Genomic DNA, 13,279 nt, shown 5'->3' with positions numbered 1-13,279 from the left:
GAGATTTCCGTTGTCTATTATAGAAGTATAAAGTAGTGCGAAAGGAGAAAACGACATGACATATATATTAAAAACGAATCAGTTAACGAAAGTGTTTAAGGGGAAAGAAGTTATTTCTAGCGTTAACATGCATGTGAAAAAAGGAGAGATATACGGTTTCTTAGGACCGAATGGTGCTGGTAAAACAACGATTATGAAAATGATCACAAATTTAATAAAACCGACGAGCGGTGATATTGAAATTTTCGGTGAGAAGTTAACGGATACATCTTATGAAGTATTAAAGCGCATGGGGACAATTATCGAATTTCCAATCTTTTATGATAAATTAACGGCGAAAGAAAACTTAGAATTACATTGTGAATATATGGGCTATTACGATAAAAACGCAATTGACCATGCTTTACATTTAGTAAAATTGCAAGGGATCGATAATAAAAAAGTAAAAAATTTTTCATTAGGGATGAAGCAACGACTTGGTATTGCAAGGGCGATCATGACAAAGCCAGAATTACTCATTTTAGATGAGCCAATTAACGGTTTAGATCCAATTGGTATTAAAGAGTTACGAGACTTATTTAAAATGCTCTGCAAAGAATATGGCATTACGTTATTAGTTTCTAGTCATATTTTAGGTGAGATGGAACTAATGGCGGATACAATTGGTGTAATTCAAAATGGAAAACTAATAAAAGAAGTTTCAATGCAGAGTATTAACGGAAAACAAACAGAGTACATTGAAATTACTGTTCTTGATGTGAAGAGTGCAGCTTATATTTTAGAAGATAAACTCGGTATAAAAAATTACAAAATAATGAGTGGAAATATGATTCGCGTGTATGAATTGAAGGCGACGCAGCAGGCTATTTCAAAAGCACTTATTATGAACGATGTGGAAATAGAAAGTATGAATAAGAAACATAGTTCCTTAGAAGAGTATTTCTTAAATGTAATGGATGGAGAGGGCATTCATGCTTAATGGATTGTTAGTGAATCTAGTGAGTGGATTAATCGTAATGTTTATAAGTGCAATTTTATATTATAGAAAACCTGAGCGGAAATGGTTGTTAATTATAATAGTGATAGGAATGATGAGCGTAGTTACTGCTGGAATTAGAATGTTAGTAGCATAGAGATAGTTATGTCAGTAATGGAGGCTTGGTTTATATGTTTAAATTGATGAAACTTGAATGGAAGAAACATAAATTATCTAGTTATTTTAAAGGGGTAGCAATTTGTATTATAGCAATTTTTGCTGCGGTAAGTCTTATGGGGATGGGAGTGAAAGGTGAAGTAGACGCAGCCCTCACTGATTTCACAAAATATATGACTTTAGCAAACATTTTTATAAGAATGACATTTCTTATTTTTAGTGCAGTCATTTTATCGCGTTTAGTAATTGATGAATATAAGAACAAAACAATGCAACTATTGTTTATGTACCCATTACAAAGGAAATTGCTAATGAGGACGAAATTAACAATTGTTTTTAGTTTTTGTTTTATCAGCATGATTATTGCTACGTTCACTATTAGTTTGCTCATATTTTTTATGAACCCAATGATGGGGTTAATTGAAACACCTATTACGATGGGTGAAATAATAGCTACTGTTCCAGCTACCTTTATAAGTGCATTTATGATATCTGGTATAAGCTTAATTCCTTTATTTTTTGGGATGAGAAAGAAATCTACACCGACAACAATTACTTCTGCAGTAATAATTGGGATGCTAATGAACAGTAACGTAGGTCCTGGAAGCGGTCAAGTAAGTATGTATGATTTTATATTTATCCCAATTGTACTCTGTTTATTAGGAATTTTTATTAGTTATTTATCGTATCGTAAAATCGACAAGATCGATGTAGCATAAAACAATAACGAACTGGGGTATGAATAGTGAAAAAAATAATAGTAATTGCAATATTATTCATTACAATTGCTAGTGCGTTTTTTTGTTTTAAAGTATTTCAGGGGAAAGATTTTAAGAAAGAAAAGTCTTTTGAGATAAATAATATAAAAGAAATAGAAGTGGACAATGAAAACTGGGATATTGAATTTAAAAGTACAGAAGCTAACAAAATAGTCATTTCGGCTCAAGGTAAACGTTTAGATAAAGAGGTAGATCCTGTCGAAATAGAACAGGCAGGGAATAAAGTTATAGTTAAGCAAAAACAAAAGGCGACCAGATTTTTTAATGATTTCACGTTTAGGAAGAAAAATAGTATATGTATAGCTATTCCGAAGAAAGAAATAGATAAAATTGTATTAAATAATAAATCGGGTGATGTGAAAATAAGCGATATAGTAGTAAAAAGTATCGTGACAAAAAGCAAGTCTGGAGATGAAATGGTTGTAGGACTATCAGCTGAGAAAGGTGAATTCATATCGCAAAGTGGAGAGTTAGCTGTAAAAGATAGTTCAGTACAAGAATTAAATATAAAGTCTACGACTGGTGATAACTATATAACAAATGTAAGTAACTCAAATATGAACATCACTTCAACATCGGGAGAAGTATTACTGAAGGATATGAAAGAAGGAAAATCGTTATTTGTAGAAACAAAATCAGGAGATATTGGCGTACGGTATAAAGGTGTTCCGACTTCTTTAAAACTTACGGCTAAAAGTAATTCGTCTGACGTAATGGTGAATGTAAAAGGACTTAAGAAAGATAAAAATACAGAACATGTAAAAGCAGGAACCATTGGTGATGCGAAAAACGAAATGAAGATTTTAAGTAAAACAGGAGCGATTTATATCGATTAAATTTCAAATGAAAGGAGGACTATTATGCTACGTCTTATGAAGCTAGAAATGAAGAAGTTTAAGCTTGGATGGTATGTAAGGGGAGCGATTATTGCAAATATCGCTATACTGACATTACTGATCTTTACGAGCATCGTTTCTCAAATAGAAGGTGATCCAGAAATAAGAGATCCACAGATGGTTTTGTTAATGGCTAGTACATTAGTAAGAGCAACGTTTATTATTTTTGGTAGTGTGTTAATCGCAAGGTTAATAATTGGTGAATATAAAAACAAAACAATACTACTTATGTTTTCTTATCCAATTAACCGAAAGAAAATGATGGTTAGTAAGTTGATTATTACAGCAACATTAACATTTATAACAGTTATTTTATCTAATATTTTAGTAGTAGGAGTTTTCTTTGGGATAGATAGCTATTTTTCAATTCTTCCTCATTCATTCACAGTAGATCAATTGATGCAAGAAGGGATAAACCTTGTTCCTTTAGCCGTTGCAACTGCGGGAATAAGTTTAATCCCACTATATTTCGGAATGCGTAAACGTTCAGTGCCAACTACAATTGTTTCATCAATTATCGTTGTATCAATTGCAATTAATAACACCCCAATGTTTTCAACGGCAACTTTTCTTCCCCTTCAACTAGCATTGGCAGCAATTGGAGTTGCCATTGCATATTACGGAATTAAAAATATAGAGAAGGAAGATATAACTGTATGATAAGAATACGTAAAATAGTTTCACATGAAACAAGTTACAGAAAAATACAAGATGTGTAAACACCTTGTCTTTTTCTGTAGTTACATTTTAGGAGCTTCCATTCCAGCTGTAGCCCATTCTTCTTTTGCAGGACCATATACGCCAGGAACTGTTAAGCCAGCCTGGCGCATTAAAACTGTCATTTGTCCGCGGTGGTGATTTTGATGATTAATGAGTGTCATTAAAAATATAGAATTTGGCATAGGGCGGCCAAAGAAGTCATTAATAGTAGTTAAGTCTTTATCCGTCCATTCGCTTTGAAGTGCTTCAACAAAAGCTGTATTCACTTTACGATATCCACCTGCAATTGTTTTTGCTGAAGTTGGTACGGGATAATCTTTCGTTTCTCCTTCAAACTTTAGCCCTGTGCCAGATAGTATAACAGGAATTGCCGTCACGATATGCCAAGCGACTCTTCCTAACGTCCAGTGCCCAGGTGCGATTTCTTGTGACAAAGATTCATCTGTTAGTACATCGAGCATTTTTTGAGTAGACTCAGTCTCGTATGTCCATGATTGCAAGAAGCCTTCAATTGTTTGGTACATAGTTATCCCTCCTAGTTATGTTCATAGGTTACATTCGTGAAAAAAAGATAGTTTCCTTTTGGCCTATAAGAACAAATAAAAAAGAAGACTCCTAACAAGAAGCCTCTTTTTTATTAACTTTCTTCCCACTCTCCCTCATCAACTATAAGAAATAAGGTGCTCCAAGTACGAGAACATCAAGTGGTTTTATTAAGAAAAAGAATTTCGTTTGAGTAAGAAGGCAAAAGTACAAGCAAAAGGGGTAAAAATCGCATGTAATAATTATTAGAATGTACGGAGTAAAGTTATTCTGGGGTATTTGATAGGTGTTTTTTTATTTGTTGCTTATACTTAAAAGATTGAATTTGAAGGAGGGGATCAACATGTCTTCATGGCGCAATAATATAAATGGGTATTGTGAGTGTAATAATCAAAATGGTGTACATGTTGATTCGTGTTGTTTTAGTTGCGATGGGACAGTGCCTAAGCTAGGTCCAACTGGTCCGACGGGAGCAACGGGTCCAACGGGAGCGACAGGTCCAACGGGAGCAACAGGTCCAACGGGAGCGACAGGTCCAACTGGGGCGACGGGTCCAACGGGAGCAACAGGTCCAACCGGAGTGACAGGAATAACGGGAGCAACAGGTCCAACGGGAGTGACAGGAATAACGGGAGCGACGGGAGTAACCGGAGCAACAGGTTCAACGGGAGCAACAGGTCCGACCGGAGCGACAGGAATAACGGGAGCAACGGGTCCAACTGGGGCGACGGGTCCAACGGGAGCAACAGGTCCAACGGGAGTGACAGGAATAACGGGAGCAACAGGTCCAACCGGAGTGACAGGTCCAACCGGAGTGACAGGTTCAACGGGAGCGACAGGAATAACGGGAGCAACGGGTCCAACGGGAGCAACGGGAGTGACGGGAGTAACGGGAGCAACCGGAGCAACAGGTCCAACCGGAGTGACAGGAATAACGGGAGCAACGGGAGCAACGGGAGCGACAGGAGTAACGGGAGCAACGGGAGCAACAGGTCCGACCGGAGCGACAGGAATAACGGGAGTAACGGGTCCAACGGGAGCGACAGGAATAACGGGAGCAACAGGTCCGACCGGAGCGACGGGAGTAACAGGTACAAGTATCACGGCGACGTATGCATTTGCAAATAATACGTCGGGAACAGCGATATCGGTACTTCTCGGTGGAACGAATGTCCCGCTTCCGAATAATCAAAATATCGGTCCTGGTATTACGGTTTCCGGGGGAAATACAGTATTTACGGTTGCAAATGCTGGGAATTATTATATTTCATATTCGATTAATATAACAGCTTCATTATTGGTCAGTTCACGAATTACAATTAATGGAGCACCCCTTGCTGGGACGATAAATTCTCCTGCTGTAGCAACCACATCATTTAGCGCAACAATTATTACAACTCTCGCAGCAGGAGATGCTATTAGCTTGCAATTATTTGGTTTGTTAGCTGTTGCAACATTATCAACAACTACACCAGGAGCTGTGTTAACGATAATAAGATTAAGCTAAAAAAATAACTCTCTTATTTTTTATAGATTAGGAGAGTTTGTACATATAATAAGAAGTTAATGGAATGAAGCATAGTTATACAAAAGTCAGAATATTATGATTGTAACGTTATGGTGACTATAATATAATGAAAACAACCTCATGAATGAACATTCATTTATTTTTATGTATTTGAAGGGGGAATGAAGGTGGAAAAACCATGGTTGAAAAATTATCCAGAGGAAATTCCAAGTACAATTTCTTATGATATTCAGTCGCTTCATAAATATGTAGAACAGATGGCTTCTCGCTACCCAGAAAAGAAAGCGCTTCACTTTTTAGGGAAGGATATTACATTTTCAGACTTTCATGATAAGGTGAAGAGATTTGCAAATTATCTTCAAAAGCTCGGTGTGGAAAAGGGTGATCGAGTTGCAATTATGTTGCCGAATTGTCCGCAAGCTGTAATTGGTTATTACGGTACATTACTTGCAGGAGGTATCGTAGTACAAACAAATCCACTATATACAGAAAGAGAATTAGAATATCAGCTTCATGATTCGGGAGCAAAAGTCATTCTTTGCCTCGATTTAGTATTTCCAAGAGTAACGAATGTTCAATCTGCTACAAAAGTTGAGCATATTATCGTAACGCGTATTGCGGACTTTTTACCCTTCCCTAAAAATCTATTGTATCCATTTGTGCAGAAAAAACAGTCGAATTTAGTTGTGAAAGTATCAGAGAGTGAAACGATTCACCTTTGGAACTCAGTAGAAAAAGAAGTGAATACAGGTGTTGAGGTGCCTTGTGATCCTGAAAATGATCTAGCTCTTTTACAGTACACAGGAGGAACAACTGGATTTCCGAAAGGCGTTATGTTAACACATAAAAACCTCGTTTCTAACACTTTGATGGGAGTTCAATGGTTATATAATTGCAAAGAAGGAGAAGAAGTCGTTCTTGGGGTTCTTCCGTTTTTCCACGTGTATGGCATGACGGCTGTCATGAATTTAAGTATTATGCAAGGATACAAAATGGTTCTTATTCCAAAATTTGATATGAAAATGGTTTTTGAAGCGATTAAGAAGCATAAAGTGACATTGTTTCCAGGAGCACCAACTATTTATATTGCTCTTTTAAATAGCCCGCTTTTAAAAGAATACGATATTTCGTCTATTCGTGCTTGTATTAGTGGATCAGCACCACTACCAGTAGAAGTACAGGAAAAGTTCGAAACAGTTACAGGGGGTAAATTAGTAGAGGGATATGGCTTAACGGAATCATCTCCAGTTACACATAGTAATTTTTTATGGGAAAAGCGAGTGCCAGGTAGCATTGGAGTTCCGTGGCCAGATACAGAAGCAATGATTATGTCGCTTGAAACTGGTGAGGCATTACCACCGGGAGAAATCGGTGAAATTGTAGTAAAAGGCCCTCAAATTATGAAAGGATATTGGAATAAGCCAGAAGAAACAGCAGCTGTACTGCAAGATGGATGGCTCCATACAGGGGACGTTGGCTACATGGATGAAGATGGCTTTTTCTATGTGAAAGATCGTAAGAAAGATATGATTGTTGCGAGTGGATTTAATGTGTATCCTCGTGAAGTAGAAGAAGTATTATATGAGCATGAAAAAGTGCAAGAAGTAGTGACGATTGGAGTTCCTGATCCGTATAGGGGAGAGACAGTTAAAGCGTTTGTTGTGTTAAAAGAAGGTACGGAGTGTTCTGAGGAAGAATTAAATCAGTTTGCTCGTAAATATTTAGCGGCCTATAAAGTGCCGAAAGTATATGAGTTTAGAGATGAACTGCCGAAAACGACAGTCGGAAAAATTTTACGCCGTGTCCTAATTGAGGAAGAGAAAAGAAAGAATGAGGATGAGCAAACGGGCTAAGGCCCTTTCTTTTTGAAAAAATGGGATTGACACTTTTCTAAATAGTCAGTATTATAAGAATATGAATGACTATTCATTCAGTCATCTTCTTGAAGGGGACAGTAAAGTGAAGAAAAATAGACCGAAATACAATCAAATTATTGATGCGGCAGTCATTGTGATTGCGGAGAATGGGTACCATCAAGCGCAAGTTTCTAAAATAGCAAAGCAAGCTGGGGTAGCTGATGGTACGATTTATTTATATTTTAAAAATAAAGAAGATATATTAATATCCTTATTCCAAGAGAAGATGGGAGAATTTGTCGAAACAATTCGTCAAAAAACAGCAGGAATTGAAAGCGCTGTATCGAAGTTATTCATGTTGGTAGAAACGCACTTCTTGCTGTTGTCGCAAAATGATCCTCTTGCTATCGTTACGCAATTAGAGCTAAGACAGTCCAATCAAGACTTACGCCTAAAAATAAATGAAGTATTAAAAGGCTACTTACAAGTTATTGATGAGATTTTAGAGACAGGTATAAAGCAAGGTGAATTCCAAGCGGATTTAAATGTTCGCGTGGCAAGACAAATGATCTTTGGAACAGTAGATGAAGTTGTGACCAATTGGGTAATGAGCGATCATAAGTATGATCTGGTCGCACTTTCAAAAACGGTACATGGGCTACTTATTGCAGCTTGTGGTTATCGTCAATAATGGGAGGGATCATGTTGAAATTCCTATCTGTAAGAGTTGAAGATCATATCGCGGTGGCTACGTTAAATCATGCGCCAGCTAACGCGATGTCTTCACAAGTTATGCATGACGTTACTGAATTAATTGATCAAGTGGAGAAGGATGATAACATTCGTGTTGTTGTTATTCACGGTGAAGGGCGTTTCTTCTCGGCGGGAGCAGATATTAAAGAATTTACATCTGTTACTGAAGCGAAGCAAGCGACTGAATTAGCGCAGCTTGGACAAGTTACGTTTGAGCGCGTTGAAAAATGTTCAAAACCAGTTATCGCGGCAATTCATGGAGCGGCACTTGGCGGCGGCCTTGAGTTTGCTATGTCTTGCCACATGCGCTTTGCAACTGAAAGTGCAAAACTTGGTTTACCTGAATTAACACTTGGATTAATTCCTGGATTTGCAGGTACACAGCGATTACCACGTTATGTTGGGAAAGCGAAAGCTTGTGAAATGATGTTAACAAGTACACCGATTACTGGTGCAGAAGCATTAAAATGGGGACTAGTTAACGGAGTTTTTGCTGAAGAAACATTTTTAGATGATACGCTTAAAGTTGCAAAACAGATTGCTGGAAAAAGCCCAGCGACGACTCGTGCTGTACTAGAGTTATTGCAAACAACGAAATCGTCTCATTATTATGAAGGTGTACAACGCGAAGCTCAAATCTTTGGTGAAGTATTTACGAGTGAAGATGGAAGAGAAGGTGTAGCAGCGTTTTTAGAAAAACGTAAGCCTTCATTTAGCGGCAGGTAGTTTAATTATTTTTTTAATATAAATTAACAGAAAATTAGAATTGATAGAATCTTTCTGAAAAACAAGGGGGTAAATGGAATGAACATCTACGTACTCATGAAACGAACATTTGATACAGAAGAAAAAATCGTAATTAAAAACGGTGCAATTTACGATGGCGAAGCGGAATTCATCATCAACCCTTACGATGAATATGCAATTGAAGAAGCAATTCAAGTAAGAGACGCACAAGGTGGAGAAGTTACTGTCGTAACAGTTGGTGGCGAAGATAGCGAGAAAGAACTTCGTACGGCGTTAGCGATGGGCTGCGATAAAGCGGTATTAATTAATATTGAAGATGATGTAGAAAATGGTGACCAGTTCACGACTGCAAAAGTGCTTGCTGAATATTTAAAAGATAAAGATGCAGATTTAATTTTAGGCGGAAACGTTGCAATTGATGGTGCATCTGGACAAGTTGGCCCGCGTGTAGCTGAAGCGTTAAATATTCCGTATGTAACGACAATTACAAAACTTGCAATTGACGGTAAAAACGTGAAGATTGAGCGTGATGTTGAAGGCGATACAGAAGTGATTGAAACTTCATTGCCAGTTTTAGTAACAGCACAACAAGGTTTAAATGAACCACGTTATCCATCGCTTCCAGGTATTATGAAAGCGAAGAAAAAGCCACTAGAAGAATTAGAATTAGATGATTTAGATTTAGAAGAAGATGATGTGGAAGCAAAGACAAAAACAATTGAAATCTATTTGCCTCCTAAGAAAGATGCAGGAAAAGTGTTACAAGGCGAGCTGCAAGATCAAGTAAAAGAACTTGTATCGTTGCTCCATACAGAAGCGAAAGTAATCTAATAAAATACGAAATTATATATGCAGGAGGGAAAATCTATGGCTCGTAAAGTATTAGTAATGGGTGAAGTTCGTGATGGATCGCTACGTAACGTTTCATTTGAAGCGGTAGCAGCAGCAAAAACAATTGCAGAAGGCGGTGAAGTAGTAGGTCTTCTAGTTGGAGACAGCGTTGCCTCTTTTGCAAATGAGTTGATTCATTACGGTGCAGATCGCGTTGTGACAGTTGAAAATGATAAATTAAAATCATATACATCTGATGGGTATGCACAAGCATTTTTAGCTGTATATGCTGAAGAAAATCCAGAAGGTATTGTATTTGGACATACAGCACTTGGTAAAGATTTATCACCAAAATTAGCAGCGAAGCTTGAAGCTGGTCTAGTTTCTGACGTAACTGCTTTAGAAGTTGAAGGTGGAAATGTTATCTTTACTCGTCCAATTTACTCTGGTAAAGCGTTTGAGAAGAAGATTGTAACAGACGGCATCTTATTTGCGACAGTGCGTCCAAATAACATCGCAACGCTTGAAAAAGATGAGTCTCGCAGTGGTGACGTGTCTTCTATTACAGTAGATGTGAAAGACTTACGTACAATCATTCAAGATGTCGTCCGTAAGACGGCAGAGGGCGTTGATCTTTCTGAAGCAAAAGTTATTATCGCTGGCGGACGCGGTGTGAAGAGTGAAGAAGGATTCAAGCCATTAAAAGAGTTAGCTGACGTATTAGGCGGCGCTGTTGGAGCATCTCGTGGTGCTTGTGACGCTGAGTATTGCGATTACTCATTACAAATTGGTCAAACTGGTAAAGTTGTTACACCAGACCTGTACATTGCATGTGGTATTTCTGGTGCGATTCAGCATTTAGCTGGTATGTCTAACTCAAAAATAATCGTTGCGATCAATAAAGATCCAGAAGCAAGTATTTTCAAAGTAGCTGACTACGGTATTGTTGGCGATCTATTTGAAGTTGTACCTCTTTTAACAGAAGAGTTTAAAAAGTTAAAAGTACATTCATGATTTGAGTACCCTTGAGTTCCAAGTGAAGTACCCCTATATATAGAAAAAGGTGAGAGATCCCCTGTCTCTCATCTTTTTAGTATGTAATCCGTATTTTTATATAGTATAAAGGAACACTTTTTTGTTACAATACATAACGATACATATTATTCGCCACGTATATAAGTTAATGATATACTCTTGGTAGAATATACTTGAAGGAGGAAATAAAATGGCAATTGTAAACGCAAATGACCAAAGCTTCGCAGCTGAAACTAGCGAAGGTGTTGTATTATTAGATTTCTGGGCACCTTGGTGTGGACCTTGTAAAATGATCGCTCCTGTATTAGAGGAATTTGATGCAGAACTAGGCGAAAAAGTAAAAGTAGTAAAAGTAGACGTGGATGAAAATCAAGAAACTGCTCGTCAATTCGAAGTAATGAGCATTCCAGCTCTTTTCGTATTAAAAGACGGTAAAGTAGTTGATCAAGCGTTAGGTTACAAACCGAAAGAAGCGTTAGTGGAATTAGTTTCTAAACACTTCTAAAATAAAAGGGCTACCATTTGGTAGCTTTTTTTATTTTCCTTTTTTACACCTTTCCGTTACAATAAAAGAACGTATGTTGGGTGTTTTGGCATAGTATGTTTTCATGTGAAAATAAAAATGCTAAGCATGTAGAAATGGAGGGTAACGAGTGCACGAACATTTAAAAGAGAAATTGGCTATTTTACCAGATCAACCTGGTTGTTATTTAATGAAAGATAAGCAAGGAACGGTTATATATGTCGGAAAGGCAAAAGTGCTTAAAAATCGTGTGCGCTCGTACTTTACTGGTTCGCATGACGGGAAAACACTTCGGCTAGTAGGAGAAATTGTAGATTTTGAATATATTGTAACCTCCTCAAATCTAGAGGCTCTCATTTTAGAGTTGAACTTAATAAAAAAGCATGATCCAAAATATAACATTCAATTAAAAGATGATAAAACATATCCTTTTATTAAAATTACAGCTGAGAAACAACCACGATTACTTATTACGAGAAATGTAAAAAAGGATAAGGGAAAGTATTTTGGCCCTTATCCGAATGCACAATCAGCTCATGAAACGAAAAAACTGCTAGATCGTATGTATCCGCTTCGTAAGTGCTCAAATATGCCCGATAAAGTTTGTTTATATTATCATATGGGTCAATGTTTAGCGCCTTGTGTGAAAGAAGTGACGGAAGAACAAAACAAAGAAATTGTAGATGAAATTATTAAGTTTTTAAATGGTGGGCATAAAGAAGTTCGTTCAGAATTAGAAACAAAAATGTATGAAGCTTCAGAGAAACTAGAGTTTGAACGTGCAAAAGAGTTACGTGATCAAATCGCTCATATCGATGCGATTATGGAAAAACAAAAGATGATTATGAGTGATTTAGTGGATCGTGATGTGTTTGGGTATGCAGTTGATAAAGGGTGGATGTGTGTTCAAGTTTTCTTCGTTCGAAAAGGAAAGCTAATCGAACGTGATGTTTCTATGTTTCCAATCTACGACGAACCAGAAGAGGGATTCTTAACGTTTATCGGTCAATTTTATGAAAACAGCAGTCATTTTAAGCCGAAGGAAATCGTCGTTCCAGGAAGTATCGATTCAGAATTAGTAGAACGCTTTTTAGAAGTGGAAGCGACACAGCCGAAACGCGGTAAGAAAAAAGATCTTGTAGAACTGGCAAATAAAAATGCGAAGATTGCTCTTGAAGAGAAATTCTATTTAATTGAGCGCGATGAAGAGCGAACGATTAAAGCTGTAGAGAATTTAGGGAAGCAGCTCGGAATTGAAACGCCTCATCGTATTGAAGCGTTTGATAACTCAAATATTCAAGGCACAAATCCTGTTTCTGCAATGATTGCTTTTATTGATGGGAAACCAGCTAAGAAAGAATACAGGAAATATAAAATTAAAACAGTTCAAGGACCAGATGATTATGAGTCTATGAGAGAAGTTGTGAGACGCCGTTATACAAGGGCATTGAAAGAGAACTTACCTTTACCAGATTTAATCATTATTGATGGCGGAAAAGGCCATCTGGCGGCTGCAAGTGATGTTTTAGAAAATGAGCTCGGTTTATATATTCCGATGGCAGGTCTTGTAAAAGATGACAAACATAAAACATCTCATTTAATTATTGGAGATCCACCTGAACCTGTGATGCTTGAGAGAAATAGCCAAGAATTTTATTTATTGCAGCGTGTTCAAGATGAAGTGCATCGATTTGCGATTACATTTCATCGTCAATTACACGGGAAATCTGTCATTCAATCAGCACTGGATGATATCCCCGGAATCGGTGATAAACGGAAAAAGGTATTGTTAAAACATTTTGGTTCATTAAAGAAGATGAAAGAAGCTTCTATAGAGGAATTTGTCGAAGCAGGTATGCCGAAAAATGTCGCAGAGACGATTTATAGTTATTTAGCGGATAAGAAGACGTTGTAG

At 37.3% G+C, this 13,279-nt stretch carries 14 protein-coding genes; 13 read left to right on the top strand and 1 reads right to left on the bottom strand.

The window, feature by feature from the left end; translation table 11 throughout:
* Positions 1 to 55: 55 nt before the first annotated feature.
* From ACTFRN_RS09665 to ACTFRN_RS09645, 5 genes are read left to right on the top strand one after another with little or no spacing between them, the layout of a single operon-like run.
* A complete protein-coding gene (locus ACTFRN_RS09665; RefSeq protein ID WP_440038093.1) occupies positions 56 to 979 on the top strand; it encodes an ABC transporter ATP-binding protein in 924 nt (307 codons plus the stop codon).
* Positions 972 to 1,133: a hypothetical protein gene (locus ACTFRN_RS09660; protein ID WP_000931764.1), complete on the top strand. Its 162-nt coding sequence runs from the start codon at positions 972 to 974 to the stop codon at positions 1,131 to 1,133. Before ACTFRN_RS09665 ends, ACTFRN_RS09660 begins: the two co-directional genes overlap by 8 nt.
* A 34-nt stretch (positions 1,134 to 1,167) precedes the next feature.
* Entirely contained in the window at positions 1,168 to 1,872 is a 705-nt protein-coding gene (locus ACTFRN_RS09655) for an ABC transporter permease (protein ID WP_000475538.1), read from the top strand.
* Positions 1,873 to 1,898: 26 nt separating this feature from the next.
* Entirely contained in the window at positions 1,899 to 2,768 is an 870-nt protein-coding gene (locus ACTFRN_RS09650) for a DUF4097 family beta strand repeat-containing protein (protein WP_088106388.1), read from the top strand.
* Positions 2,769 to 2,792: 24 nt separating this feature from the next.
* Positions 2,793 to 3,488: an ABC transporter permease gene (locus ACTFRN_RS09645; protein ID WP_000945204.1), complete on the top strand. Its 696-nt coding sequence runs from the start codon at positions 2,793 to 2,795 to the stop codon at positions 3,486 to 3,488.
* Between the two features lie 80 nt (positions 3,489 to 3,568).
* Here ACTFRN_RS09645 and ACTFRN_RS09640 read toward each other — a convergent pair whose 3' ends face one another.
* The gene (locus tag ACTFRN_RS09640; RefSeq protein WP_014893493.1) at positions 3,569 to 4,072 is read right to left on the bottom strand and encodes a DinB family protein; all 504 of its coding nucleotides are present in this window, start codon (positions 4,070 to 4,072) and stop codon (positions 3,569 to 3,571) included.
* A gap of 362 nt (positions 4,073 to 4,434) precedes the next feature.
* Between ACTFRN_RS09640 and ACTFRN_RS09635 the strand changes: the two genes are divergently transcribed.
* From ACTFRN_RS09635 to uvrC, 8 genes are all read left to right on the top strand, one after another.
* Positions 4,435 to 5,598: a BclA C-terminal domain-containing protein gene (locus ACTFRN_RS09635; RefSeq protein ID WP_088106389.1), complete on the top strand. Its 1,164-nt coding sequence runs from the start codon at positions 4,435 to 4,437 to the stop codon at positions 5,596 to 5,598.
* Positions 5,599 to 5,786: 188 nt separating this feature from the next.
* Positions 5,787 to 7,472: a long-chain-fatty-acid--CoA ligase gene (locus ACTFRN_RS09630; protein ID WP_124878177.1), complete on the top strand. Its 1,686-nt coding sequence runs from the start codon at positions 5,787 to 5,789 to the stop codon at positions 7,470 to 7,472.
* A 106-nt stretch (positions 7,473 to 7,578) separates the two neighbouring features.
* Positions 7,579 to 8,166 (top strand): TetR/AcrR family transcriptional regulator, encoded by a 588-nt coding sequence (locus tag ACTFRN_RS09625; RefSeq protein ID WP_000742222.1) that lies wholly within the window; start codon positions 7,579 to 7,581, stop codon positions 8,164 to 8,166.
* A gap of 11 nt (positions 8,167 to 8,177) precedes the next feature.
* Positions 8,178 to 8,954, top strand: coding sequence for an enoyl-CoA hydratase (locus ACTFRN_RS09620; RefSeq protein ID WP_000911295.1), 777 nt, complete (start codon positions 8,178 to 8,180; stop codon positions 8,952 to 8,954).
* Between the two features lie 78 nt (positions 8,955 to 9,032).
* On the top strand, positions 9,033 to 9,806 hold the full coding sequence (etfB, locus tag ACTFRN_RS09615; RefSeq protein WP_001029026.1) for an electron transfer flavoprotein subunit beta: 774 nt from the start codon (positions 9,033 to 9,035) through the stop codon (positions 9,804 to 9,806).
* 36 nt (positions 9,807 to 9,842) lie between these two features.
* Positions 9,843 to 10,820: an electron transfer flavoprotein subunit alpha gene (gene etfA / locus ACTFRN_RS09610; protein ID WP_000101965.1), complete on the top strand. Its 978-nt coding sequence runs from the start codon at positions 9,843 to 9,845 to the stop codon at positions 10,818 to 10,820.
* Between the two features lie 211 nt (positions 10,821 to 11,031).
* Positions 11,032 to 11,346 (top strand): thioredoxin, encoded by a 315-nt coding sequence (gene trxA, locus ACTFRN_RS09605; protein ID WP_088106390.1) that lies wholly within the window; start codon positions 11,032 to 11,034, stop codon positions 11,344 to 11,346.
* 148 nt (positions 11,347 to 11,494) lie between these two features.
* A complete protein-coding gene (uvrC, locus tag ACTFRN_RS09600) occupies positions 11,495 to 13,279 on the top strand; it encodes an excinuclease ABC subunit C (protein WP_088106391.1) in 1,785 nt (594 codons plus the stop codon).

This window comes from Bacillus cereus group sp. MYBK245-2, assembly GCF_051916145.1.
GTDB lineage: Bacteria > Bacillota > Bacilli > Bacillales > Bacillaceae_G > Bacillus_A > Bacillus_A pacificus.
This window is presented reverse-complemented; position numbering and strand designations above follow the sequence as displayed.